Origin of the sequence: Ferrimonas sp. YFM, from assembly GCF_030296015.1 — a bacterium.
Lineage (GTDB): Bacteria > Pseudomonadota > Gammaproteobacteria > Enterobacterales > Shewanellaceae > Ferrimonas.
In genome coordinates this window covers 2185105-2209307 of sequence record NZ_AP027368.1, presented here as the reverse complement: position 1 = coordinate 2209307, position 24203 = coordinate 2185105, and the positions used below count along the sequence as shown (strand labels likewise).

At 58.8% G+C, this 24203-nt stretch carries 23 protein-coding genes and 1 tRNA gene; 5 read left to right on the top strand and 19 right to left on the bottom strand.

Annotation, left to right across the window (positions count from 1 at the left end; genetic code table 11):
• Positions 1-35 precede the first annotated feature (35 nt).
• Positions 36-1007, top strand: coding sequence for a TMAO reductase system periplasmic protein TorT (torT, locus tag QUE41_RS10305; RefSeq protein WP_286342790.1), 972 nt, complete (start codon positions 36-38; stop codon positions 1005-1007).
• Here the strand turns inward: torT and torR are convergent.
• The 3 genes from torR to QUE41_RS10290 all read right to left on the bottom strand — a co-directional run bounded on the left by torR (position 977) and on the right by QUE41_RS10290 (position 3261).
• A complete protein-coding gene (gene torR / locus QUE41_RS10300; protein ID WP_286342789.1) occupies positions 977-1696 on the bottom strand; it encodes a two-component system response regulator TorR in 720 nt (239 codons plus the stop codon). The genes torT and torR overlap by 31 nt on opposite strands.
• A 154-nt stretch (positions 1697-1850) precedes the next feature.
• Positions 1851-2405 (bottom strand): hypothetical protein, encoded by a 555-nt coding sequence (locus tag QUE41_RS10295; protein WP_286342788.1) that lies wholly within the window; start codon positions 2403-2405, stop codon positions 1851-1853.
• Positions 2406-2427: 22 nt separating this feature from the next.
• On the bottom strand, positions 2428-3261 hold the full coding sequence (locus QUE41_RS10290) for a cytochrome c3 family protein (RefSeq protein ID WP_286342787.1): 834 nt from the start codon (positions 3259-3261) through the stop codon (positions 2428-2430).
• A gap of 422 nt (positions 3262-3683) precedes the next feature.
• Here QUE41_RS10290 and QUE41_RS10285 point away from each other — a divergent pair, with 422 nt between their 5' ends.
• Both QUE41_RS10285 and QUE41_RS10280 read left to right on the top strand, forming a co-directional pair.
• Positions 3684-4442, top strand: a complete 759-nt coding sequence (locus tag QUE41_RS10285; RefSeq protein ID WP_286342786.1) for a winged helix-turn-helix domain-containing protein — start codon at positions 3684-3686, stop codon at positions 4440-4442.
• Positions 4435-4950: a hypothetical protein gene (locus tag QUE41_RS10280; RefSeq protein ID WP_286342785.1), complete on the top strand. Its 516-nt coding sequence runs from the start codon at positions 4435-4437 to the stop codon at positions 4948-4950. Before QUE41_RS10285 ends, QUE41_RS10280 begins: the two co-directional genes overlap by 8 nt.
• A gap of 686 nt (positions 4951-5636) precedes the next feature.
• Here QUE41_RS10280 and QUE41_RS10275 read toward each other — a convergent pair.
• A tRNA-Cys gene (locus tag QUE41_RS10275) sits at positions 5637-5710 on the bottom strand.
• Positions 5711-5857: 147 nt separating this feature from the next.
• Between QUE41_RS10275 and QUE41_RS10270 the strand changes: the two genes are divergently transcribed.
• Entirely contained in the window at positions 5858-6733 is an 876-nt protein-coding gene (locus QUE41_RS10270; protein WP_286342784.1) for a gluconeogenesis factor YvcK family protein, read from the top strand.
• On the opposite strand, the gene QUE41_RS10265 is transcribed toward QUE41_RS10270, so the two are convergent.
• Positions 6706-7050, bottom strand: coding sequence for an Hpt domain-containing protein (locus QUE41_RS10265; RefSeq protein WP_286342783.1), 345 nt, complete (start codon positions 7048-7050; stop codon positions 6706-6708). The two genes, QUE41_RS10270 and QUE41_RS10265, sit on opposite strands and share 28 nt — an antisense overlap.
• Before the next feature lie 100 nt (positions 7051-7150).
• On the opposite strand from QUE41_RS10265, the gene QUE41_RS10260 reads away from it, so the two are divergent.
• A complete protein-coding gene (locus QUE41_RS10260; RefSeq protein WP_286342782.1) occupies positions 7151-8200 on the top strand; it encodes a glycosyltransferase family 4 protein in 1050 nt (349 codons plus the stop codon).
• Positions 8201-8202: 2 nt separating this feature from the next.
• Here QUE41_RS10260 and QUE41_RS10255 read toward each other — a convergent pair whose 3' ends face one another.
• From QUE41_RS10255 to QUE41_RS10190, 14 genes are all read right to left on the bottom strand, one after another.
• A complete protein-coding gene (locus QUE41_RS10255; RefSeq protein ID WP_286342781.1) occupies positions 8203-9630 on the bottom strand; it encodes a sigma-54-dependent transcriptional regulator in 1428 nt (475 codons plus the stop codon).
• A gap of 114 nt (positions 9631-9744) precedes the next feature.
• Positions 9745-10389: a hypothetical protein gene (locus QUE41_RS10250; RefSeq protein ID WP_286342780.1), complete on the bottom strand. Its 645-nt coding sequence runs from the start codon at positions 10387-10389 to the stop codon at positions 9745-9747.
• Entirely contained in the window at positions 10386-12473 is a 2088-nt protein-coding gene (locus QUE41_RS10245) for an SLBB domain-containing protein (protein ID WP_286342779.1), read from the bottom strand. The genes QUE41_RS10250 and QUE41_RS10245 overlap by 4 nt, the downstream gene beginning before the upstream one ends.
• A complete protein-coding gene (locus QUE41_RS10240; protein ID WP_286342778.1) occupies positions 12473-13300 on the bottom strand; it encodes an OmpA family protein in 828 nt (275 codons plus the stop codon). The genes QUE41_RS10245 and QUE41_RS10240 overlap by 1 nt, the downstream gene beginning before the upstream one ends.
• Positions 13297-13617 (bottom strand): STAS domain-containing protein, encoded by a 321-nt coding sequence (locus tag QUE41_RS10235; protein ID WP_286342777.1) that lies wholly within the window; start codon positions 13615-13617, stop codon positions 13297-13299. Before QUE41_RS10235 ends, QUE41_RS10240 begins: the two co-directional genes overlap by 4 nt.
• A gap of 230 nt (positions 13618-13847) precedes the next feature.
• Positions 13848-15608 (bottom strand): sugar transferase, encoded by a 1761-nt coding sequence (locus tag QUE41_RS10230; protein ID WP_286342776.1) that lies wholly within the window; start codon positions 15606-15608, stop codon positions 13848-13850.
• Positions 15605-16681, bottom strand: a complete 1077-nt coding sequence (locus QUE41_RS10225; RefSeq protein WP_286342775.1) for a glycosyltransferase — start codon at positions 16679-16681, stop codon at positions 15605-15607. The genes QUE41_RS10230 and QUE41_RS10225 overlap by 4 nt, the downstream gene beginning before the upstream one ends.
• Entirely contained in the window at positions 16681-18123 is a 1443-nt protein-coding gene (locus QUE41_RS10220; RefSeq protein WP_286342774.1) for a hypothetical protein, read from the bottom strand. Before QUE41_RS10220 ends, QUE41_RS10225 begins: the two co-directional genes overlap by 1 nt.
• Positions 18113-18478 (bottom strand): hypothetical protein, encoded by a 366-nt coding sequence (locus QUE41_RS10215; RefSeq protein WP_286342773.1) that lies wholly within the window; start codon positions 18476-18478, stop codon positions 18113-18115. The genes QUE41_RS10220 and QUE41_RS10215 overlap by 11 nt, the downstream gene beginning before the upstream one ends.
• Before the next feature lie 93 nt (positions 18479-18571).
• Positions 18572-19657, bottom strand: a complete 1086-nt coding sequence (locus QUE41_RS10210; protein ID WP_286342772.1) for a glycosyltransferase — start codon at positions 19655-19657, stop codon at positions 18572-18574.
• A complete protein-coding gene (locus QUE41_RS10205) occupies positions 19654-20322 on the bottom strand; it encodes an acyltransferase (protein ID WP_286342771.1) in 669 nt (222 codons plus the stop codon). The genes QUE41_RS10210 and QUE41_RS10205 overlap by 4 nt, the downstream gene beginning before the upstream one ends.
• Entirely contained in the window at positions 20300-21655 is a 1356-nt protein-coding gene (locus tag QUE41_RS10200; protein ID WP_286342770.1) for an O-antigen ligase family protein, read from the bottom strand. The genes QUE41_RS10205 and QUE41_RS10200 overlap by 23 nt, the downstream gene beginning before the upstream one ends.
• Positions 21652-23001 carry a lipopolysaccharide biosynthesis protein gene (locus QUE41_RS10195; RefSeq protein WP_286342769.1) on the bottom strand — a complete coding sequence of 450 codons (1350 nt, stop codon included), beginning with the start codon at positions 22999-23001 and terminating at the stop codon, positions 21652-21654. Before QUE41_RS10195 ends, QUE41_RS10200 begins: the two co-directional genes overlap by 4 nt.
• Positions 23001-24146: a glycosyltransferase gene (locus QUE41_RS10190; protein ID WP_286342768.1), complete on the bottom strand. Its 1146-nt coding sequence runs from the start codon at positions 24144-24146 to the stop codon at positions 23001-23003. The genes QUE41_RS10195 and QUE41_RS10190 overlap by 1 nt, the downstream gene beginning before the upstream one ends.
• Positions 24147-24203 lie beyond the last annotated feature (57 nt).

Below are 24203 nucleotides of genomic sequence, written 5' to 3'. Positions count from 1 at the left end.
CTAACTATAGTGTACCCCAAATCAGGTAATTGCCTGTGTTAACCCCATCCCGTGCCGCACTATTTGCCACTCTGTTTCTTGCCTCCAAACCGCTATATGCAGCTCCCTTTAAGGTATGTGCCCTCTATCCACACCTGAAAGACAGTTACTGGATAAGCGTTAACCAGGGCATGGCCGAGCGCGCCAAAGAATATGGGATGGCACTGAAGGTGATGGAAGCCGGTGGGTACGCCAATCAGGATACTCAGGTTGAGCAGTTCTACAAATGCCAAGCCTGGGGCGCCGATCTGGTTCTGCTGGGCAGTGTCAGCTATCAGATTGATCCAAGAATCAAGAGTCAGTTCAATAAGACCCCCACTCTGGCCGTCATCAACCAGGTAGAGCCGGACTCTGTAATAGCCACCGTAGGCGTGTCCTGGTATGAGATGGGTAAAAACCTGGGCTTATTTATCAATAGCCGCTTTAAACCAAACAGCCGGGTAAAGACCCTGATCATGTATGGTCCCCGGGGACGCGGAGGCAATCAGTTTATTAATAAAGGGGTGAGTGACGCCGTCGAGCCAGACAGGCTTGAAGTGGTTGGTGAGCTTTATGGAAGCAACAGTGCCGCCGTTCAGCGGCAGTTGCTCAAAGACTACCTGGCGGACAATCCGGTTCCGGAACTTATCATCGGCGGCGCAGTATCGACGGAGGTGGCTGTAAATGAACTTCGTCAGCCCCTTGCCGAGGGTAAAACCAGGATATTAAGCAGTTACCTGACCCACGGGGTCTACCGGGCCCTGCTCAGGGGTAAGATTCTGATGGCAAATTCCGATCAGATGCGGCTGCAGGGCAAGATGTCCATCGATGCGGCGCACCGCTGGCAACAGGGAGAAATCCTGCCCAAGGTGATGGGGCCCAGCATCATCAGTCTGACCCCGGGGTACCATCTTGATCTGGTGGACGACAGCCTCTCCAGCCCCGGCTTCATGCCGATTTACGAAGTCACCGCCGAGCCGAACAGATAACCTTCACCGTGGACGGTGACAAACAAAGTTGGATAGCCCTCCCCCTGCTCCATCTTAGCTCGCAGTCTTCGCACCAGCACATCTACGGTGCGATCGTTAGGAGCGTCGACGCGGTGGGAGATAAGGTTGAGCAGGCGTTCTCTGGGCAGCACCTGTTGGGGGTGGGACACGAAGGCGTGCAACAACTCAAACTCCGCCTTGGTCAGCTTGACCTGCTCTTCACCGCGCCACAACTGACGGCTCGCGGTTGAAAAGCGCCAGCCGGCGAACTGGCATTCGCTGTTGTCACCCAGTTGGGGCGCATCCTGTTTTACCAGGCTCATGCGCCACAACAGGTTCTTTACCCTCACCAGCAGCTCTCGCATCTCCACCGGCTTGGTGACATAGTCGTCGGCGCCCATCTCGAGACCAACAATTTTATCCACCGAATCAGAGCGGCCGGTCACCAGGATGATGCCAACATTGGACTCGGAGCGTAGGATTCGGGTCAGCATCATGCCGTCTTCATCGGGCAGATTCACATCAAGCAGCAGCAACTCATACTGGTTGGCGGCCATGCGCTCCCGCATCTGCGCCGCACTGTCTGCGGTATCCACCAGGTAACCCGCCTGCTGAAAGTAACCGGCATGGCGCATCTGCGTGACCGGGTCATCCTCCACCACCAGAATGCGTTGTCCTGTCTGATTCATTTGCGGGTCCAATGTAATAATCCTGTGAAGGATCTTTATCGCTGACGGAGGCAGATTCAAGGGGAAAGAGCAGAAAGTGGGAGTTACGGCGTTATCAATTGCTCACAAAAAAGCCGACCCGAAGGCCGGCTAAGGTTTTCAGCAATGATGATTATTATTGGGTGATATCAGTCCATTCAGGAGCGATCGTCACCTTTTCAGTTGCGAAAGTCAGTGCTGCTTTCACGGTTACCGGGACACTGTCCCACTTGAAGTTAACCGGAGTTACGGTGTAACTACCAGGAGTTGCTTCGCTCTCAGTAATCTCAACTTGGCAATCATCTGCAGTGCAAGGGAACTGCTGCTGCTGGTGGGCAGGCAGAGTAACCTTAATCGCGCCAGGACCATCACCTTCAGTCATGTGATTGCGCTTCTTAGGCTCAGGCAGACCAACGTATGCCAAGTTAAAAGCAGTCAGGTTAGCTTCATCCTGCAGGCCAGTGATGGCTTTTCCATCGTCGGTTGCAAGAGCAAAAGTCACCACACCAGACTCGGCATTGAAAGCAAGGTCAGCAACGGCCATGGTTTCAGCATCAGCGATAGCTACGGTCTCTACTACTGGTGGCTCGGGGTCAACCGGCGGTTCGACTACATTATTGTTGTTGTCGTCACTACCACAACCCACAAGGGCTACATTTGCCAGCATTAAAGCGATGAGTGTACGTTTCATGATAATTCTCCTATCGCTTCAATTAGTCGTTACCGTGGCAGGTATCGCACTCCATGCCGGCCATCACGGAAGGAACAGTGGTAGAAGCGGTGTTGTGGCAGCTAGAGCAGCCGGTAGTCGCTGGAGTCTTGCCTGGGAATACAGACATATCACCGGCTTCATAAGCAGTGTTCAAGATCTCGGCGATCTTATAGGCCATGGAAGCAGACAGCAGCTGACAACGCATACCCTTGTCCTTAATGGCCATGTCATTGGCGTCAGCCCAACGGGTCAGAGACGCGTGACACAGCAGGCTCTTGGCGATAGTAGGCTCACCAACTTTTGTAGCAAACACTTCAGGAGTAAGGTCAGTATCACGGTCATCTTTCACACCAGCAAGGAACTCAGCGCTGTTCAAAGGCAGAGCAGTTTGCTCGTAGTATGCTGAAACGCTGGCCAGATGGGCGGAAGCAGACTCACCCTTGATATTGATCAGCTTGAAGAACATACCAGCGGCATTGTTGTTACCACAGATAGTGCCCTGGCCGAAGATACCACCGGAGCCATATACAGACATGGCGGTAGGAATTGCGGCGAACTTAGCAGCATCAGGGCTTTCAGATTCAGCCAGTGCGGTGATCAGTGCGTGGAACACCTGATACATACAACCCTTATTACGTACGTCTTGGTTGTAGGCAAGCTTAGCAACCTTCATAGGGTCGATGGGCGCGTAAGCCAGGGTGCCCAGATCGGCTGGGGTCAGGCTCCATGCTTCTTCAGCAGCGTTGGCGAAGGAAGGTACCAGAGTCGCACCAGCGGCGCAGGTGGTGATACCAATAATGTTTTTCAGTGCGTTTCTACGGTCCATACTCATCATCATTACCTCTTGGTAGGTTTCAGTTGTGTGGCCCTCTTCAGTGGCCTCGGTATCAACTTTAGAAATCCCTGCCCCTTGATAATGTGAGCCCGGTCCCGGTAATCTAGGCACTTAAGAACAAACTAATATTTCGGCTCCCAAAACTTTAGCACCCGCTAAAGAACAGCAAATCACTGGCATTGCCACAAATGACAAATTAATACACTACTTATTAGCGGTAATTGGCGATTACCTCCCGGAGAATAAGAGTAATGGATGTGACATTGATCACAGCTGGTTATGGTTGACTAGGTTGAGCTCGCTAACAGTTTGGAACTAAGTCAGCAGTGAGCGGAACAGAAAGGGAGTCTGATCACGGTCCTTGTTAAACTTGGTACCTACAATGACTTAAGCATTTGTTTAAACAGATATAGATATCCCCTATGGATTTAGGACAGTACAGATTCATTCCGGAGCAGGGTTGCCTGCAGCATATGGAGTCTGGCGAAAATAAGCTGCTGACTCGCAGCGAGCTGTTGGTGTTAACCCAGTTGATTGAAAATCCGGGTATTACCCTCAGTAAGCATGAGCTCAGCTGTGGCGACAGCGACGCCCCGTTGATCAGTGAATCGGCGGTGGTCAAAGCGATCTTCACCATCAGGCATACCCTGGGTGAGCCCGCCGCCAGCTGCATCCACACCGTTCCCAAAGAGGGCTACCAGTTCGTGCCCCTGGGGCAGAGCGAGAGTGCCCCGGTTAAAGGAGAGGGCAAGCGCCTGACTCCGAAATTTGTCCGTAGCATGCAGATTCTGAGCGTGGTCGCCGTACTGGTGGTCTCCATTCCCCTGCTCTACCAGACTCTGAGCCATCATTATCAGACGCCACCGCTGTCCACCTCCATTCAGGAGGTTCACAACGATTTTGGCCAGATGATCGAGGTAGAGATCGTCACCAGCTCTCAGTCCAACATCAAGGCGATGCAGAAGTACGCTGACTTCCTTACCAACCACTTTTCCAGTTGTGTCTACTCCCCCTGGAAGAAGGTAAAGCTGGCGCTGTCCCACGATCAGCAGATGCTCAACATCACCATGTTTGGCGCGGGCAAGAGCCATGATATTCGAAACATGAAGATCAGCGACTTCAGGGCCACCCCAGAGTTCATTAATCCCAGTTGGCTAAAGCAGGTATCGATTTGTGAATAAATCCCATTTCAGACTGATCAATCTGTTCGTGCTGTTGCTGCTGGTTGCGGTGCTGGTATCCAATAAACTGGGCGCAGGAATGAGTGCCGATTTGACTCTGAACTGCCGAAATGAGCTCTATGACCGCACCGCCAACGAAGACGCCAAACACTATCTGATTGCGGACTTTGTTCTTAAGGATGATCAGGCGAGCATCAGCTACCGCTATTTTGACCGAGATGGTGATGCCAACTCACTGATCTCCATGAGTGGCCGCATCATCGATGGTTCGGTGAAGGACAACATCTTCGAGATGGCCATCGACGAGGTGCAAACCGAGTACTATCAGCCGGACGCCGAGCCGGTGCCCCACATGCAGTACCTGAACTCCTTCGCCAAGAGTAATCTGGCCAATGTTGGCGCCCACAACCTGACCCTGAGGTTGCTGGAGCGGCACGACGACGAGGGCTACGCCGCAGTCTTCTTTCAACCCTCTAACGCCGTGTGCGGATGTCGGATCGTTGACTGAGCTACTTTAAGGTAGGAATAAGAAGAATAAACAACAGCATCAAAGCGAACGAGAAAAGGTACAGGCGGAAAAACTGCAGTGCGTTCATCGTGAGCCTCCTTGCTTGAACAATGATGAGGGCCGTGTCTCAGGCCGGCCCATAAGTATAGACCAAAGTCTAAAAGTGCAAGTCGCTCGCGACAGCCTCATCCCAAACGGCCACTGTTTAGTGGCCGTTGTTGATTCTGTTCAAAGGGTTTGTCCCAGTGGAGGCGTCCGCGGCGGAAGTTTACCCACCTCAATCCAAACTTGGGCGTGTCTGCGTGAAACCAGAGGAGTGTTCGGAGTTGAAGGGGGGGGCAGAATTACGGTCCACGGATTTGCAATCCTCACTGACGCGTGGCCCCAGATACAAAAAAAGCCACCCGAGGGTAGCTTTTTCTGTTTGAAAGTGGAGGCGCATCCCGGAGTCGAGGGGGGTTGGCAGAGTTACGGTCCACGGATTTGCAATCCTCTGCATCACGACCCGCCAATACGAAAAAAGCGGCAACCCGAAGGTTACCGCTTTCTCGTTCAATATGGAGGCGCGTCCCGGAGTCGAGAGGGGTTGACAGAATGACGGTCCACGGATTTGCAATCCACGTTGCCATAACGCACTCAATACGAAAAAAGCGGCAACCCTGAGGTTACCGCTTTCTCGTTCAATATGGAGGCGCGTCCCGGAGTCGAACCGAGGTCCACGGATTTGCAATCCGCTGCATAGCCACTCTGCCAACGCGCCAGATTCGACCTGTCGTCGAACGCAGCGCATTACATCAGAACCGGACCCCAGGTTCAAGGCAATTAAGAAATTTTAGGGTAATTAATTTGAAGTCATGCAGATATGCGTCATTATTCAACTATATATGACTAGTCTGCGGTCAACATTATGAACGTTGTAGCCATGGGCGGAGGCCACGGTCTCAGCCGGGTTTTACAGGCCCTCTCCCCCTACCCTATGAATCTGTCCGCCATTATCGCCACCACAGACAACGGCGGCTCAACCGGGCGCCTGAGGGAAAACTTTGGCGGCATCGCCTTCGGAGACATCAGGAACTGCCTGAGCAGCCTGGTGAGCGCGGATCATCTCGGCAGACTGCTTCTGGACTTCAGATTCGATGAACAATCCGAGCTCAACGGTCACAACCTGGGCAACCTTATGTTGCAAGCCCTGGACAGCCTTTGCGTGCGCCCCAGCGATGCGGTTGAACTTCTGTGCCGCCTTCTGGAAGTACCCCACGCCCTTATCCCCATGGCTGAACTGCCAACCCAGCTGAAAGCCGGCTATCAGGACGGCAGCATCAGAGTGGGCGAAGTGGAGATCGATGGCGCCGCCATGCTGCCAAATGAACTCAGCCTCTATCCCAGGGTACCGGCCTGTGACGAAGCCCTGGAGCAACTCAAGCGCGCCGACATGGTGGTGATTGGCCCCGGCAGCATCATCACCAGCCTGGCACCGCCACTGCTGGTGCCGGAGATACGCCAGGCATTGCTGCAGAGGCAGGTTCCCCTGGTGATGATCGCGAATCTGGCGCCCGAACACGGCGCCGTCGGTGAGTGTGCCCCGGAGCAGCAGAGAGAGCTTCTGCATACTCTGACGGGCATCAAGGTGGATCTGTTGCTGTGCAACGGAGAATCAGATGATCAGGACAGTCACACCCAGTATCGCCCCCTGGCGCCACTGGACTCCCCTTATCACAGCCCTGTGCTTCTCGGCCAGGCACTGCATGAGATCATTCAGGCTGACTCCAACCCGTCCAGGTAGCCCTGATACCGGTCACGAGTCTCAACCAGGCAGTCGACCAGTTCGGGCAGTTGCTCCTTCACCAGATCGTCCCCCCCTTTAGCGCGGCGTTCGATCACCGAGGCCAGCTCAGCCAGGGCTTCTGCGCCGAAGGTCAGGGCGGAGCCTTTGATACTGTGGGCCAGCTCCTGATACTGGTAAAGCAAACAAGCCTCTTCCACCTGAGTCTTTCTGTAGCCCATCTCATCAATGAACACCGTAATCAGCTCCCCAAGCAGATCCTCGCCGGCGTCACTGGCCAGGTTCCTTATGGAGTTTTCATTGAGAATCACTGCCATCATCTCTCCTTGTATAGGCAAATTCTGCTCCAAATACGCAATCTGGCACTATCGATGCAAGAGTTGTAATCACAATCCCTCTCCTGCAGGACAATGGCCTATGCTTCCCACCATCAAACTGGTCCTGGATGGCCGTCACTACGGCGGTATCGAGGCGCATGTCTGTCAGCTCTACCACAGGTTGAAGCTGTCGGGTCGTAAGGTTGAAGTGGTCCTTATCTCATCTTACCCAGAGTCTAGTTTCATTTTGCAACTCAAGATGCAAAAAGTTGCTTTTATTGAATTAAATGGTCGCTGGCACCATAAGCTGTCCCAATTGAAACGGCACCATCAGCAAGGGGTATTGCACGCACACGGCTACAAGGCATCCATATTGTGCCGCATGGCCACCCTGGGCAGCGGCCGCCCTTGTGTCACCACCTTTCATAACGGTGACCCCGGTAAGGGTAAACTGGCCCTGTACCTTTGGGCCGACCTGCAAAGCTCCTCCCTGAGCCTGAATCTGGCCGTGTCCCGGGCCATTCAGCACAGAGTCGGCGGCGATTGCCGGTTGATTCGTAACTGGGTCAGCCGGCCAACGGTTTGCAAAAGCCGTTTCGGGCGCCCCTTTACCCTGGGTTTCGTCGGTCGCCTGTGCGCGGACAAGGGCTTCGACCGTTTTGTCGCGCTTTCCCGAGCACTGCCTCAGTACCGTTGGCACAGTTTCGGAGATGGCGAGATGGTCAGTCTCATCAAAGGCAGCGCCATAGTGCATCATGGTCAGGTCGCTGATATGCCCCGCCGCCTGCCGGAACTGGACGCCCTCATCCTGACATCCAGATACGAAGGCCTGCCCATGGTGGCGCTGGAGGCCATGGCCTGTGGCGTTCCTGTTATCGCCTTCGACGTGGGTGACCTGTCGCAATTGGTGGATAACCAGGTAGGTACTCTGGTCGAGTCCGGTAACATGGACGCCATGACACAGGCAGTGATTCAGATGGCAAGCCATCCTGCTCATCGGTTAGCCGAATTGAGTGCCAAGGCCAAAGAGCGCATCATTCACCACTGGAGTGGCGACGACAGCCTCGCCCTGTGCCTGTCACTCTACGGTCAGTGTTCTCGAGATGCAGACGACCCTGACAGGGAGGCCAGGGCAGACCTGCAGGGTTAACCCTAAGCCTGTTGCCACACCTGCATCTTGCGATAGATGGTGGAGGGGCTCACCTCCAACAGGTTGGCCGCCTGGGTGATATTGCCATTGCACCGTTCGATGGCCTCCTCAATGGCCTGCCTTTCGATGTCGGCCAAAGACTGAGGCTCGGGCACCGCCACGGTCGCCTCTGCCCTCTCCTTAACGGCCGCCTGCTGTGGCGGGCGGGCCCACTGAAACTGGGCGGCGCCTTCTGAGCCCTCGTCACAGGCCACCTTGTTCAGCGGCGGCGGAAGATCTTCACTGGCCACCTTGCCCCCGGGGTGAATCACCGCCAGTTGACGCATCAGGTTCTGCAGCTGACGAACATTCCCTGGCCAGCCAAACTTGCTCATGATCCACTCGGCCTGGCGGCTGAATCCGACGAAGCGTTTGCCCTCCTCGGCGCCATAGGCCTGTAAAAAGCGCTTTGCCAACAGAAGGATGTCGTCTCCCCTCTGCCTCAGGGGAGGCAGATGGATGGGCAGGACATGCAAGCGGTAATAGAGATCTTCACGGAAACGCCCCTCCTCTACCTCTTTCCAGGGATCGCGGTTGCTGGCGCAGACGATGCGAACGTCCACTTTGATTCGCTCGTCACTGCCAACGGGCTGAATGGTTGAGGTTTGCAGGAAGCGCAGCAGCTTGGCCTGCAGATCCAGCTCCATCTCGCAGATCTCATCCAGGAAAAGGGTACCACCGTTGGCGGCCATCACCGCCCCCTGCCGCTCCTTCTGAGCACCGGTAAAGGCCCCCTTCACATGGCCAAAGAGTTCACTCTCCACCAGCTCCTTGGGGATGGCCGCACAATTCAGCGGAATAAAGGGGTTCTCCTTGCGGGCCGACTCCTGATGCAGCGCCTCGGCGCACAACTCCTTACCCGTGCCACTTTCTCCCAGGACAAAGACCGTCGCCCGGCTACGGGCACTGCGCTCAATCATCTGGTAGACCGCCTGCATCGAAGTGCTGGCCCCGACAAACTGATGGAAACTGGCTCTGGCCTGACGGTTTTCGAGCTGATCAACGAGGCGGTTGAGCGCGTAGTAGTTCAGGGCGTTGTGAACCGTGACCTGAAGGCGCCTGGCCTCCACCGGTTTGGTGACGAAATCGTAGGCGCCGAGGCGCATCGCCTCCACGGCGGTTTCCACAGAGCTGTTGGCGGTGATCACAATAACCGGCACGGTGCAGCCGCTGTTGTGCAGCATCCTCAGCAGCTCGATGCCATCCTGATCCGGAAGGTGAAGGTCCAGAAGAACCAAGGAGGGCAGTTGCCTGACCAGGCTCTCTTTGGCCTGGGCAAAGGTGGTCACATGTTCCACCGAGACACTGCTCTCTTTCAGATAGGCTTGATACACCCGAGCTAGCGACTCGGTGTCTTCAATCAGTAGTACGCGATGTTGCGACTGCGCCATGGCAAAGCTCCCTCTATGCCTCTACAGATAAAATTGTAGGTGACTAGCGGGCGCAATTGCTAGGAAGTGACTAAAAAAGTTGATTAATTTATATAAACCACCCTGGACAGTGGCTTAGCTCCAATGGCCATTGAGAAAACGGTTCTGCTGCAGCCAGCCCTGCAGGCGTTCAAACCAGTTGTGGCGGGACAACCAGCCAAGACGTCGTGTCAGGGATGCGGCCAGTTCCCGGCCCAGAGTCGGCAGTGCGCTGCGATTGTGTACCACCCCCATCAGCATTACCCCCTGATGCTTCAGGCGAACCTTGAGGCGTTCAAGCTTCTCTTCATCGTCGCGCCCGCCATCCACCACCAGCAATACACCCTGACAGCCAGAGATGGCCAAGATGCCCCTCTCCTCAAGTGCCGATCCGGCATGGACCACTACGGTGCAAAACTCCTGTTGCCACCTGAGCAAAGCCTGCACCAGGCTGTTCAACTGAAGGGGCCTATGCTGCTCAGGCGCCCCCAGGTAGGCCAGGCCACCCTGATTGCTGATGGCCGTATGAGCGCTGATGTCGTCCAGACTCCAGCTTGCATGCGATTGTTCCGCCAACTCCAGCATCAGGGTGGCATCGCCGAGGGATTGAAGCCTCTGGGCCAGGGCCTGACTGACCCAGGCAGCACTGCCTCCGCCAAGATCGGCGATGGCCAGACTGGCCACCCCCTTGCTCTGAACCAGGGTGGTCAGGCCGCTGAAGGGATCCTGTCTCAGGGTCATATGGCACCTCCCAGGGCAACCAGGGCAACGATGCTCAGGGCATCACGAACGCCATTGATAAAGACGTGCCAGTTGGACTGCTCCTCATCCGGAACGTACACGGTATCTCCGGGGCGCAGCACAGGGATCTGCGCATAGTTAGGCCGAAGGACAAACTCCTTGAGATCAAACACCCTGGCCTGAGGCTCACAACAGCTGTGCTGAACCACGATGATCTTTTCGATGTAGGCGTTCTCCTTAGGGCCACCGGCTTCAGCCAGCAGATCCAGCAGGTTCATGGTGTCGTCGAAACTGTAGCGGCCCGGTTTGTTCACCGCCCCCATCAGGCGCACCACCTGCTCTGCGGGTTTCTCCAGCCACTGCCTGTCTCTCTGGGGCAGGAAGATGGTGTCCCCAGGCAACACCTTGGGCAGCACACTCTCATCACCGGTTTCGAAATAGCGGGCGAGATTCAGCTGAGTCACCCTGGCCTGGCTGCCATCTCTGTGGGTGATGCGTATCTGCCCCAGATCCGCCTCATCTGTGGGGCCATCCGCCGCGGCCAGGATGTCCAGGAAGCTCAGCTGCGAGGTAAAGGCGTAACGACCGGGGGACTCCACCTGACCGAACACATAGATGGAACTTTCCGGCCCTTGTCGAATCCAGGAAGACTTGTTGTCCGTGGGATCCCAAGGCAGTTCGTTGACGATGACGGTGTCCCCCGCTTCCAGGTCCGGCAGCGCGGCATAGCTGCCCCCCTGCTTGATGAACTTGTCCAGGTCGAACACGTACTTGTCGCCACTCTCCTTGAGGATTTCAATCTCCGCCAGGTTGGCGTGTTGTTTGGGCCCCTCCGCATGGGCAAACAGGTCCAGGAAGGACATGGCGTCGTCCCACTCATAGCGGCCGGGTTTGTTCATGGCGCCGACGATCTTGATCGCCCGATCCGAGGGGATCTTCAGCCAGGATTTTTCGTTAACGTCGGTTTTCTCTGGCACGAAGATGACGTCACCGGGCTCGATGGCGGGCAGAGGCGCACTCTGACGGCTTTCGGTGTAAGAGAGCAGATCCACCTCCACCACACTCTGGTTCTGGCGCAGCAGGCGGATGTTACGGGTTTCGGCGAAGCGGGTCGGGCCCCCGGCATTGGCCAGCAGATCCAGGAAGGTCACCTGATCGCCGGTCTCATAGGCGCCCGGCTGCTGAACCTCACCCATCACATACACCGTCCTCTGGGTGTTGGACACCACGTCCACCTGAATGGGCACATACACCAGGGTACCAGGCCCCACCGGCGGCAGGGTTTTGGACTCCCCTTCGTCCAGATAACTTTTCAGATCGAACAGGTAGGGAACGTTTTCGGTGATCACCCGGATGTGGCTGACGTCGCCATAGCGGGTCACCCCTTCCGCCCGCATCAGCGCATCCACCAGGGTCATCTCCCCCTTGATGGAGAAGGTGCCGGGATTACGCACCTCGCCAAACAGGGTAATGGCCTCGCGCTTACCCGCCCCATCCCCACCGGCGATCAATGACCGGGCATCAAAATTCACTTCAACGTTTCCAGTCAACGGAGAGGCCGGCACAAACAGACGATCCTCACTTTTCAGTGGGGGCAGCAGACGGTCGTTACCGCTGTCCAGGTACGCCTTGTAATCGAAGGGGATGATCTCGTCACCTCGCTGAACCTGGAGGCGGTCCAGCTGGGCACCGGGACGCAGGCCCCCGGCGGCTTCGATGGCCATCTGCACATTGCCGTCGGCGGGCAGCAGCACCTCCCCCGGTGCATCCACATAACCCAGCACCCGAATCAGCAGTTGAGGGGCTTCGAGCTCAAGATCAAACTGGTCCAGGTTGAGGTAGACACTGGACAGGGCCAGTTTGATGGTCACCTTTGCCTGCTCCAGGGTTTTGCCGCGCAGCGCCACCCTGCCCGCTTCCGGCAGCCGGATCTTTCCCTGGTTGTCCAGCTGAAACGGCTGGTCGAAGTCAGGCTCACCAGGCAGCAGGACCATCAGGCTGTCGCCGGGCTTCAGGCGCCGCTCCTCTTCGGCCTGAACAGGAAAGAACACCAGCATCATCACAAGCAGACAGAGGTATCTCATCACTCTCTCCTCGACTCATCATCCCAGTGGCGCAGCGCCACCTGTGAGGACTGCGATTCCCCTTGCAGCAGTTGCAGGGTGACCCGCCGGTTTGCCAGGCGACCGGTGCGGGTGCTGTTATCACCCACAGGCTGCGATTCGCCTTTGGCCTCAACGGAGATCTGGGTTGGGCTGACGCCATGCTCTTGCAGATAGGTGGCTACAGACTGAGCACGCCGGCCGGCCAGTGCCAGGTTGTACTGCTCACTGCCCCTCTGGTCCGCATGACCCGCAATCTTCAGGTGCCAGTGAGGATGGGCCTTCATCTCGGTGGCCAGACGTGCCAACCTCTGACGAAACTCCGGCAGCAGTTCCGAGCGGTCGTCGGCAAACTGCTCGGAATGGAGCAAACCCATCACCTTGTCCGCATCACCCTGGCCGCCAGCAGTGTCGGAGCCCGACGTGCGATAAGTCGCGCTGCACCCCAGCTTGGCGGTGACATAGTTAAGGCGAACACCCAGGCGGTGAACCTGGTCCTCTAGGATCAGCATGTTTTCCGACGCATCGGCAAACAGCCCTTCCGCCAGTTCCCCCCGGACCCGGGCCAATAACAGCTCGGCTTGCATCTGGCGGGCGGGCAGGCAAGCCATAGAGCCGCGCAATCGCAACAGATCCAGCCCCATCTGCGCCTCCACTGTGCGCTGACGCAACTGTTGCTGCTCTTGCTGGAAAGCCGGTGTATTCAAGTAACTTTCCCAGGGGGTCTTCTCATCCGCCATGCCCCCCTGGCCCTCTTCGGGCCACTGGGCACAACCACTGAGCATGACAACGGCTAACAATGCTCTCATGCCGCCACCTCTCCGCCAACAAAGGGGATGGCCCTGTCGACCCGGAGCATGGTCAGGATGCGCTTGGGCTGGCCATGGACGCCCTGAAGCTGAAGGACACGTTGTTGACTCTTGAGGCGCTTGAACAGATAGATGATGGCGCCGATGCCGGAGGAGTCGATGAAATCGGTCTGGGACAGATCAACCACCACCAACTGGCCGCTGTCCATCAGCAGGTCTTCAAAACTCTCCTTGATGGGGCCTATGTGGTCGATATCGAACTGCTGGGGTGCAGCCACCTTGGTGGGTGCCAATGTCTGATCCAGTTGAATAGCCATGATCACTCTCCCAATATTCGTAAAGGGCCGGAACAGTTCCGACCCTTAACCTTGAGCAAAGAGAGTGCCAACAAAACAAACCCAATAAATACAATAACTTAATGGCACTTGTCAGAGAGAGAATGCGTTTTGCAATGGTCGATTTGCAAAATGGAAGGAAGCGCAGACGCGCCTAAGCCTGGGATTTTTGGCCGGTACCGGGACTGTTGATGCCCGATACCGGCCGGGTGCTAGTGGCCCTTTGCCCCCAGGACCACCATGATGGTTTTCCTCAAAACCTGCCACTCCATGGCAAAATAGGTGGCTGGCGTCGACAACGCGGCACCATAGGCATGGTCATACAACAGCTTCTGCTTTACATCCTCCAGACTGGTGTCCCCCGCCTGATGCACCTGAGCCAATCCAGTGATCCCCGGCTGAAGCTCAAAGGTGCGTTCCAGGTAGAAGGGCAATTGGGCTTCCAGTTCGCCACAAATCTGCGGACGCTCAGGCCTGGGGCCAACCAAAGACAACTCACCGCTGATCACCTGAAACAACTGGGGTAACTCATCCAGCCTGGTGGCGCGGACAAACCGCCCTACCCGGGTCACCCTGCTGTCGCCCTTGGTTGCCCACCTGGCGCCGGCTTTCTCCGCATCCTGCACCATGGAACGAAACTTGGTGACGTAGCAAAGCTCGGTCCTGTCGTCGTATCGGGCCCCTATCCTGAGTTGGCGATAGAAAACCGGGCCCGGGGAGTCCAGTTTGATCATCAGCGCCACCAGGGGAAACAGAGGCAGAGTCAGCAACAACAGGGATCCCCCCACCAGAAGATCGACACCCCGCTTGAACACCCGAACAAGCAGGGGCTGAAACCCTCCTTCAAGCCTGGACCAACCCACCCGGGTGCCGGTCAGGCGGCACCAACACCCCAGCAAGGCCCCACATAGCGCCGTCAGTATGATGCCCACCTTGCTCTTGGGCCTGACCAGGGCATAGAGCACCAAGGCGCACACCGCTCCAATCAGAGGCAGCACCAGGGGCTGGGTCACAGGGTGCTGCGCCGGCAGCATCAGGGTCAGCCCGGCCCAGGCGGGCAGCAGCATGGGAACCAGGGCGCGAAGCCCCTTACCCAGCAAAGCGGCAATCCGCGCAGGCCATGACAGAATAGCCAGAGTCCGGCCCAGCGAGGACAGCTGCTGGAGATTGCCGGCCGCGATTCGCATCCTTTGGCCAAACAAACGCTCCGATGAGCGGGGCGCCACATCCACCGCCCGCATCTTGGCTTCATAGCCGGTCCGATAACCCTGCCTCAGCACCGCCATCACCAGCTCGAAATCATCGTTGATGCAGTCCGGGGCCAGTTCGGTGATGCACTCACTGCGCAGCAGCAACAACGCCCCCGGCCCGCCCATGACGGCCCCTAGGCTGGCCTCGCCGGCGCGGCAGCGGCTGAGCCCGGCCCAGTGACGGGCAAGGCGACTGTCTGTGCCGTGGGTGTATCTGCCCGCCAGCGCCCCAAGATGGGGGTCACTGAACCTCTGCTCCGCCAGGGTCAGGGTATCCCGCCCCAACAGGGCACTGCAGTCACTGAGCAGAACCAATTCACCCACACGGCCCTTGAGCCGACCCAACGCCTGATTCAGGCGGTGTACTTTGCCCCGGTTGTCGCCAAATTCGCGCGCCTGCAGCGCCATACCCCTGGCCTCAAACCTGGATTGCCAGCGCCGGACCACGTCGGCGCTGTCATCCCGACAGCCATCGAGCAGGACTTCAACCGTCACCGGGCACAGGGGTCGGGTCAACCTGAGCAGGTTGTTCAACTTGAAATTCAGCTCCCGCCCTTCGTTGTAGCAGGGGATCACCAGGGTGATTTTATCCACTCTCTGTTGCTGCAAAGGGGTCGGAGCGTTTCGCTGACGCGTTCCCAGCCACCCCATCCACCTCGGGTACACAATCAGGTTGATGATCAGCAGTGTGGTGATCAAACTCCAGACGATAAACACCATCATGATCTCTCCTCCATCAGTGACAGGTACTGTTGGGCCATGGCGTCATCGCTGCCGCTACTGAGCACGAAACGTCGCAGTGCCCCTCGCCTCTGGCGGCTCAGAGCCATCAGGCGGCGAACCGGTCTGACCCAGGACTCCACCTCCGCCACGTCGAGCACATGGCCCATTTCGGTACACACCATATTGCGACAGTTACCGACATCCGGCACCATCACCGGGACTTCGCAGGCCTGCGCCTCCAGCAAAGACATGGGGGCCCCTTCGCTGTGGCTGGCCAGACAAAAAAGATCCAGGGCGGGGTACCACTGCTCCATCCGCTCAACCTGACCAAGAAAATGGCAGCGCTGGGCAACCTTCAGGTGTTGCGCCATGGCTTGCAGTTGCGGCTTCTCTCCCCCCTCCCCGGCAATCACCAGATGCACCTCTTCCGGCAGGTGCGTCAGCAGGGAGAGCAACCGGTCAACCCCTTTCACCGGTTCGAGGCGACAGGCGGTGCCCAGCAGCAGTGCCCTGGCGGGCAGGCCAAAACGGCGCCGGGCCGCTTGCTGGTCCGCGGGCAAAAAGGTCGACGCAGCCACCCCATTGGGAATCACCTTTTCAATTCTGCACCCCTGGCCCTGATAGGCGTCGGCCACCGTATCGGCATCGGCCACCATGGCGGGTCGAAACAGGGTTTCCGCGGCACGGGTCAGCTGTTTCTGACGACCCAGGGTGAGACTCCAGCCGTCGTGATGGGTGTGGACATGGGTCACTCCCAGGCCAAATGCCGCCGCCCCACCGTAGATAAGGGGGCCAATATGGTGGCTGTGCAGATGAGTGACCTTGTGCTGTTTGAAGTAGCGGCGAAGACGCTGTATCAGCCGAGCGTCCACGCCACTGCCCTTGTTCAGGGCCTTGAAGTGACCCAGATTGGCCAACCTGGGCCAGGCGTCTATCAGAGCGCCGGTCTCTCCCTCAAGCGAGAGGTAATGCACCTCAAATTGCGCCTCCAGGCGGGCCCCCAGGGTCAGGGCCATGGTCTCCAGGCCACCGACGGACATTCTTTGCACCAGTTGTACCAATACGGGTTTCATCAGCCTTCTCCCTCGATAGTGTATTCGGCGAGCACCGGTGCGCCGCTCAGGCGTTCGATTTGCTCCTGACGATAGATTTTTCTGTCCAGCAACAGCCCCAGCACCGCCAGGGCGACGCCCAGGCCGGCTCCGCCGAAGAGGCCCAGCACACCCATCAGCCACCAGGGCGCCCCAATGGCGCCTGAAGGCAAATTTGGCCTGTCGATGACCCTGACCTTCTCTGGAGCCTCAAAACGTCCCAGCTGGCCTGTGACACGGGCTTTCTCGTATCGCTCCAACAGCTCGCTGTAGAGAGATCGTTTGCCCTCGGCCAGGCGCTCGAGCTCAGCCAACTGCTGCTCCACTTCGGCACTGCGGCCCATACGCTCCAGAATGGAGGCCTTGTGGGCTTCCAGAACCTTCAGCTCCCCCTCCAGGGTCACCACCAGGTTGCTGGACTCCTGCAGTGACTGCAGCTGGGACACCAGCAGAGGCGCCTGACTGTCGCCCTCCTCCGGCTTAAAGGTGGTCGCCAGTTGCCACAGCTCCTCAAGATGGCGGTCCTCCTCAGCAGCCGTCTCCTGCAACAGACGCTGTTTCTCTTGCTGCAACTGGGCCAGCCTAGCCTTGACCCCTTTCACCTGGGAGTGGCGGTCTGTGTAGCGACTTTTGAGCAGCGCCAGTTGTGCCCGGGTTGAGACAATCTGTTTCTCGATCTCACTGACTATGGGGTTGGCCATCTTCAACTGGCCCTTGAGCTGAACGAGTTGGGCGCGTGCCCCCTCCAGTTCAACCAGCTTGCTGCGGATTTGCGCTTCCGCCTCCAGCAGCGCCATGTTATTGGCCCCCAACAGGTTGGGCAGCAGATTGGCGTGCTCCTGCTTGAAGCGGGCCAGCTCCCCCTCCACATCCGCCAGGCTGGTCTCCTGAAGCGCAAGCTGCTCAGAGAGGAAGCGTTCGGAGTTGTCTACGGCCCGCTGACCCGGGTCCATCAGCCGCTGTTGAAAGCTGGCACTGATCAGGGTCAGCAGATGCCGGGCCTGCTCCGGGGTGTCCCACAACAGTCCGATGGTGACCAGAGAGTCGCCACTGAGGTGCAGGTGGGTGGCGCCTGCCAGCCTGCGGTAGACCGCCTCCTTCTGCCCTTCCGCCATATCGTCCGACGTCAGTCCGGCGGCGCCGGCCACTTCAGCCATGACATAGCGGCTGTGCAACAGGGCCCGCAGGCCATCGAGGCGCTCCTTGAGGCGGACCGACACCGACAAATCTTTCAGGAAGGGGTTGGAGAGCGCCGACTCCTGGAGCAGCAGTGAGGTCTGGCTCTGATACTTGGCCTTTCCCGAAAACGCATGCAGAGCCAGCACCAGACCGGTCACCACAGCGGGAATCACCACCAGATAGCGCTTTTGCCACAACTGGCACAGCAGGCGATAGGCAAACACCAGTGCCTGTTCAATAGGCATAGGCGGCTCCCAACCGGACCTGATCCGGCGTCGCCGAGGGCAGATAACTGCCCTCCACCCTGCCCTGGTAGCCCATGGATCTCAGAGCATTCTCCAGCTCTGCCAGCCTTTGCTCGGCCACGAAGGCGGAGTACCAGGCCGGCGCCTCAGGCAGAGGACCGAGTTCCACGGTCATCTTCTGGCTCCGAAACAGATCCGACGGCAGTTGTCCCTGCAGCCACAGCAGCACGCGACCATCCTCGGGCCAGGTCAAGGTGACCATGGGCGCATTGGACTGCTGAGATTGCTCTTGGTCTGAGGAGGTGGAGGCACACCCGCCGAGGAGCAACAACAGCATTAAAGGTATCCACTTCATCGGTCTCTCCCACTGGGCTTGATACCAATCAAGTGCACACCTCGTGCCATTATTTATTGTCTAATTATTTCAATAATTTACCTTGATGCACCTCTAGGCGCTTGCAAACTGCAACAGTCGCAAAAGCTCATTGCCACGCTCTTGCCACCCCTGACCGACCACCGACATGCGCTGTTCTACCCGGGACGCCGGACTTAACAGCCGCAGCAACACCTGAGCCAAGAACTGCTCTGTGTCTTCGGTGACATCGACACCGGCCTGGTCCTGGGCGGCCTCGAAGCGGGTGGATACCACGCTGCACCCGGCGGCCAGGTACTCTCTCATCTTGAGTGGGTTACAGGCCTGGATCTGGGGGCAATCCCTGAACGGCAGCAGGGCGACATCGAAGTGTTGGGCATAGGCCGCCAGACTGGCGTGGGGCCTGGGGCCCAGCCAGTGGACGTTACTTCTTTGCAGCAGGGTCGTCGGACACGCCAGGTTGGGGCCGATGAGCACCAGGTTGCACTCTGGCATCAGGTCCGCCAGCTGGGCCAGCAGGTCGTAGTCCAGCCAGGGCGCCAACGCCCCGTAAAAACCAAGAACCGGACCCGGAGGCAGATCGGCCGGTCGCTCCTGGGGCCGCGAGAACTGAGTCAGATCCACGCCATGGGGCAACAGATGGCTGGTCTCCAGGCCCAGTTTCTGTCGCAGCGATTCAGACGCGCAGCACACTAGGTGCGCCTTCTCCAGTAAGCGCAGCTCCAGGGGCGCAACTTTTTGATGGTCGACCCCGGACAGGGCGTTGAAATCGTCGCCACAGTAGTAGATCACCTGACTCTGGGGAAAGAGATCCAGATACTCCACGGCGCTGGGCAGAGCGCACCAAACGTAATCAAAGGGGCCGTGTTCAGCTAATTGGGACCTGAGCATGGCGCGGTTCAGTGACCGCACCCAGGGTTGGCTGGCCATGGGCCACAGCTTTGGCGCAACGACGGTAAAGGGCGCTTTCTGACCTTTGGAGGCACCGATGGCCACCCCTTTGCTCAACAACCGGCCAAGGTCGCGCCATCCCGGCTGTCGCAGACCGATGGAGTTCACCCAGGTGATCTCCACCTCATCCAGGATGGCCAGCGCCAGGTGCTGGCTGCTGGAGGGATGACGGCCCCAGTCTTCACCGAATATCAGCATCTTTGGTTTCATGATCTCTCCTCCAAACGACGAATCACTCGGGCAGGATTGCCCCCGGCCAACACCCCAGGAGGCAGGTCTCGGGTGACCACTGAACCCGCCGCCACCACGGTGCCTGCGCCTATGGTCACACCGGCCATCACCATGGACCCGGTACCCAGCCAGACGTCCCGCTCCAGGATGATCGCCCGAGCCTGCTCCGGGCGTTCCGGCTCACCGGCAGCCCGGGCCTGGGGATCCAAAGGGTGCCCGGGGTAGCCAGCAAGCAGCACCCTGGGTGCCAGGCGGACGTTGTCGCCCAACACCACATGGGTGCCGCAGGCGATGGTGTTCTGCCAACCGATGTCCACATTGTCTCCCACGTTGAGGGTGGACCCTGGCCGGCCGCACAGGGTGGAGATGCCGCTAACACGACACCCCTTACCCAGGCTCACCTGCACCGGGCCCAGTATCTGTGGCACTCCGGAGTAGAGGTAAACGCCATCGCCACCCTGAATCTGGCTTCGGAATATGGGGGTCCAGAGCATGATGCGCCCCATTTCGCTACACACCGTCTTCAGTGAGGTCAGCAGCCAGCTCAGGGGGCGGTAGATCACCGCCACCGGCGGCATCTGCAGGCCACGGGCCCTGAGGTACCAGGGCCGCAGTTTCTGTTTAAGCGCAGGAGTAAGAAACATGGTTTTCCCCTTTTGACAGTTCAGGAACACTCAAATAGATTCGCCAACCGGCCCAGACCAGGGACGCCATGACGTACAGAGGCCAGGTGAAGGCCTGGGTCAGGAAGGTGGCACTGACCGCAAAACCAATCAGGCCGGAGTAGAGAGCGGATGCCCAACTGAGCGCATCCGCATCCCCGCCCTCTGCCAGTAACCGGCGCAGACGGCGGGCGCGCTGTATCAACCCCGCCACAAAGCCGACAAACAGCAACAGCCCGAGAACGCCTGCTTCGGCCAATACCTGAAACCAGCTGCTGTGCACCGCATGATTGCGGCCATCCCAGTGAGGCGAGTGGAAAAAGTAATTGGAGTAGAAGTTGTCCAGCCCCACCCCGAACAGAGGGTGAGACAACCCCATGGAGATCGCCGCCTGCCAGGCGTACAGCCGGCCCATGGCGGACTCGTCGATGCCGCTCTCGGCCGCACCACCGCTCTGGCGCTCGTTGATCCCCGCCAGGCTCATCAGCAGCAACAAGGCGACGGGCGCCAGCAGCCACACCCATTTGGGCAAGCGATAGCGCAGCAGCACACTGCAGCCGCTGATGGCGCACAGCCCCAGCAATCCGCCTCGGCTTTGGGTCGCCAGCAGCGCCAGGATCAGGGCAACCAGGACAACCATCGCCACCGCCCTGCCCGGCAGCGGCGTCAGGGCGCGATTGAGGGCAAAGCTCACCGGCAGCAGCAACACCAACGCCAGATCATTGGGATCCCCCAGCATGGAGCCCCAGCTGCGACCTATGGTGACCCGGGTCCCCTCAACCACCTGCAGGCCATTGGCGCTGTTGTACAGGGCAACCGCGGCCACCAGGGCGCCGGACAGGATGATCAGCCAACCGGCCAAGGCCATCTGACTGCGATCCTTCAGCAGCCAGGAGATGGCCAGACACATGATCACCACCTTGATCCAGTTGCCACTCCAATAACCGAAGGCCAGTCCGGAGTTGGTGGCCAACACCATGCCCACCGTGGTGACGCCGAACAGACCGAGGAGCAGCCAGCCTTCTCGGTACAGGGTGGTCCTGGCCGATTTCACCACCACCAGTTGCCACAGCAGCACCGCCAGGGACGCCATGGCCAGTAACTGGGGCAATCTCAGTGACAGCAGGCGAGGATCCAGCTCGTGAAGTCGGAAGGTGGAGAACAGGACGAAGGCCAGACACAACACAATGGGAAGGCGCGCCATCAGCAGCATGCCGAAGGCGGCAGCCCAGCCCAAAGCCAGCACAAGCGGCTCTGCTGCCGCCAACAGGGAGAGGGGCAATGCACAGGCAATGGCCAACGGCAATCGGTTCATTTGGCCCCCTCCAGCACTGCGCCGCCAGCCTGCTTGCGAGAGTGTCTGATCAGAGCGGTCAGGCTCATCAGGGTCGCAACAATCAGCCACAGGGGTGAGACAAACAGCCCAAGCATCAGTGTCAGCAACACCGCCAGCAACACCGGATAGTCGTAGGGAAGCGGCAGCAGGTACTGGCTCACCACCAGGGACAGGACAAACTTGACTGCCATCAACCCCACCAGTAGCCAAACCAGGCCCTGGGCACCCCAGGACTGGATGACCAGAGGGATCAGAATCAGGGCCGGCAACACCAGCACCAGATTCAGCACAAGCGGCAGGTTACCGGTTTGCCGGTGATACAACCCCAGGTTCATCATCGCAGCCAGCTGCCGGAACAGTGTCGCCGCCAGCAATCCCGGCAAGAAGGTCAGCGCCGGATGGAAGGCCGCATCAAACATAGCGGTCACCATAACGGGCAGGGTCAGGGCTGCCAGGGCGATCGCCAACGCCAGACCGATGGCGGCCAGGGTCACCCAACGAGCAATCTCATCAAAACGGGCGCGGCTGGCCAGGACATGGCGCTTGGGGCCCCACCACAGCATAAAGGGCTCCATCACATAGGCCGGCAACAAGCACAACTGGGCCACCAGGGTGTAAGCCCCCAGTTGCTCCAGGGACAGCGCCTGAGACAGCCAGGGGCGCTCATAGCCATTCATCGAAAAGGTCGCCGCCAGAGACAGCGTCAATGGCAGGCTGTACACCAGAACAGACTTAACCCGGGTCAAAGGGCGCAGGACCAGCTTCATCCAGAATCGCCCCGCCTCCAGAGTCAGGGCCACTATGGTGGCGATGGCGCCGGCGGCCATCATGCCGCCCGCGCCCAGGTCTGCCATCAAGGCCACCAGGGTAAAGCTCAGATGACAGGCCGAATGGAGCGCAACCAGCCCCAGATAACGGCCAGAGCGATGGGCCACTCTGAGCAGCACCAGGCGCAGACCCATCAGGGAGCCCAGGGATAGGTTGACCATCAGCCACTGCAGCCAGCTCCAGTGAAGATCGCCGGGCAACAGCGACGCCAGGCTCCAGGCCAGGAGCGGCGAGAACAGCAGCAGGACAGCGGCCCAGCGGACACCCAGGACGGCAGCCTGAAGACACTTGGCGCGGCGATAGGCGTAACGCTGCATATACTCAGGCAGGCCCAGCGCCGCCACTATGCTGCCCAGATTGGCCACCGCCACCAGCAGGGCCAACTGACCATAGCCCTGGGCACCGAGAAAATGCGCTGTCACCGGAATCAGGATCAGGCCGACGGCCTTCTGGCTGATGCCGGCGATGGCATAGTGGCCAAAGGTGCGTCCCAACATCACAGCGCCTCCACCAGGGAGGAGAGCCGACGTGCCTGAAGCTTCAGCTCGTAGTGACGGCGTACCCGTTCACGCCCCTTCAGTCCCAGCTTTTGTCTCTCTGCCTCCGGCATGGCCAACAGCGCGCGGATCGCCCGCTTGAGGGACTGAGGATCGTCCGGGCGCACACGAAAGCCGGTGCGGGATGACACCAGTTCCTTCAGCCCCATCAGGCTGGACGCGATGACCGGCAGGCCCATGGCCATCGCCTCTTTACAGATCAGCGGACCGGTATCGCGGTCCCCATCTTTGGCCACCCGGTATGGGGCCACCATGGCCAGATAGTGGCTGCCTTCACTGGCCAGCCAGCTCTGGGGCCGGGCGCCGAGAAACCGAACACCGGTGAGCCCCATGGCCTTGGCCAGGGTTTGCCACTGCTGTTTCAAGGGGCCATCGCCAACGATATCCAGCTCCAGTTCAGGATCCCCCAACAGCGCCATCGCCATCAGCAGGGTATCCAGCCCCTTTTTCTCCACCAAACGCCCTACAAACAACAGGCGTTTGTCCCCTTCAGAGGGTGCCTGGCGGCTGAACTTGTTGGTGTCGATGCCGCAAGGCACCAGGGCGGTGATCCCCTTGCAGTGGGGGGAGAACATCTCTCTCATCTCACGGCACACGGCGATGGACAGATCGCTGTGGCGCAGTTTCAGCTCCAGATCCGCCGGCGCCCGATAAACGTCCGCACCATGGCCAACAAAGGAGACGGTAATGCCCAGCAAACGTGCGGCCACAATGGCGGCGGCGGCGCTGTGCTGGGCGAAGTGAGCGTGAATGTGGTCGCACCCTTTGGCCTGAACCGCGATCCTGACGCCAAGCAGCAGCAAACCGCGGGCACTGAAGCCACTCTGGCTGGCCAGAAAGCGCCACAGCTCCGGGTTGAATGGCGCCCGCATCAGCATCTTAGCCAGAGACAGCTTGCTGACGTTCCAGGGAGTCACCATATGCCGCACCCAGTGGCGATGGAGCTCGTTATCCACCTCGGGGCGGGTCTCCAGGGCGATGGGCAGTATTTTGTGCCCCAGCTCGGCCATGGCGGTCATCTCGTTGACCACGAAGGTCTCGGACAACACAGGAAAACTGGGAATGACGTAGGCGATGCTCTTCATGGTCCGCTCCGAAAGTGTGTGGACAGTAGCCTGACACAAACAAGAAGCGGGCCAATT

What these genes read in the sequence shown, in the direction of transcription:
- QUE41_RS10210 (WP_286342772.1), bottom strand. Translation starts at nt 19,657, where the DNA reads ATGAAACCAAAGATGCTGATATTCGGTGAAGACTGGGGCCGTCATCCC.
- QUE41_RS10205 (WP_286342771.1), bottom strand. Translation starts at nt 20,322, where the DNA reads ATGTTTCTTACTCCTGCGCTTAAACAGAAACTGCGGCCCTGGTACCTC.
- QUE41_RS10215 (WP_286342773.1), bottom strand. Translation starts at nt 18,478, where the DNA reads ATGAAGTGGATACCTTTAATGCTGTTGTTGCTCCTCGGCGGGTGTGCC.
- QUE41_RS10265 (WP_286342783.1), bottom strand. Translation starts at nt 7,050, where the DNA reads ATGGCAGTGATTCTCAATGAAAACTCCATAAGGAACCTGGCCAGTGAC.
- QUE41_RS10225 (WP_286342775.1), bottom strand. Translation starts at nt 16,681, where the DNA reads ATGAAACCCGTATTGGTACAACTGGTGCAAAGAATGTCCGTCGGTGGC.
- QUE41_RS10285 (WP_286342786.1), top strand. Translation starts at nt 3,684, where the DNA reads ATGGATTTAGGACAGTACAGATTCATTCCGGAGCAGGGTTGCCTGCAG.
- QUE41_RS10255 (WP_286342781.1), bottom strand. Translation starts at nt 9,630, where the DNA reads ATGGCGCAGTCGCAACATCGCGTACTACTGATTGAAGACACCGAGTCG.
- QUE41_RS10230 (WP_286342776.1), bottom strand. Translation starts at nt 15,608, where the DNA reads ATGATGGTGTTTATCGTCTGGAGTTTGATCACCACACTGCTGATCATC.
- QUE41_RS10250 (WP_286342780.1), bottom strand. Translation starts at nt 10,389, where the DNA reads ATGACCCTGAGACAGGATCCCTTCAGCGGCCTGACCACCCTGGTTCAG.
- QUE41_RS10235 (WP_286342777.1), bottom strand. Translation starts at nt 13,617, where the DNA reads ATGGCTATTCAACTGGATCAGACATTGGCACCCACCAAGGTGGCTGCA.
- QUE41_RS10200 (WP_286342770.1), bottom strand. Translation starts at nt 21,655, where the DNA reads ATGAACCGATTGCCGTTGGCCATTGCCTGTGCATTGCCCCTCTCCCTG.
- QUE41_RS10260 (WP_286342782.1), top strand. Translation starts at nt 7,151, where the DNA reads ATGCTTCCCACCATCAAACTGGTCCTGGATGGCCGTCACTACGGCGGT.
- QUE41_RS10290 (WP_286342787.1), bottom strand. Translation starts at nt 3,261, where the DNA reads ATGATGAGTATGGACCGTAGAAACGCACTGAAAAACATTATTGGTATC.
- QUE41_RS10240 (WP_286342778.1), bottom strand. Translation starts at nt 13,300, where the DNA reads ATGAGAGCATTGTTAGCCGTTGTCATGCTCAGTGGTTGTGCCCAGTGG.
- QUE41_RS10295 (WP_286342788.1), bottom strand. Translation starts at nt 2,405, where the DNA reads ATGAAACGTACACTCATCGCTTTAATGCTGGCAAATGTAGCCCTTGTG.
- torR (WP_286342789.1), bottom strand. Translation starts at nt 1,696, where the DNA reads ATGAATCAGACAGGACAACGCATTCTGGTGGTGGAGGATGACCCGGTC.
- QUE41_RS10195 (WP_286342769.1), bottom strand. Translation starts at nt 23,001, where the DNA reads ATGTTGGGACGCACCTTTGGCCACTATGCCATCGCCGGCATCAGCCAG.
- QUE41_RS10270 (WP_286342784.1), top strand. Translation starts at nt 5,858, where the DNA reads ATGAACGTTGTAGCCATGGGCGGAGGCCACGGTCTCAGCCGGGTTTTA.
- QUE41_RS10220 (WP_286342774.1), bottom strand. Translation starts at nt 18,123, where the DNA reads ATGCCTATTGAACAGGCACTGGTGTTTGCCTATCGCCTGCTGTGCCAG.
- QUE41_RS10190 (WP_286342768.1), bottom strand. Translation starts at nt 24,146, where the DNA reads ATGAAGAGCATCGCCTACGTCATTCCCAGTTTTCCTGTGTTGTCCGAG.
- QUE41_RS10245 (WP_286342779.1), bottom strand. Translation starts at nt 12,473, where the DNA reads ATGAGATACCTCTGTCTGCTTGTGATGATGCTGGTGTTCTTTCCTGTT.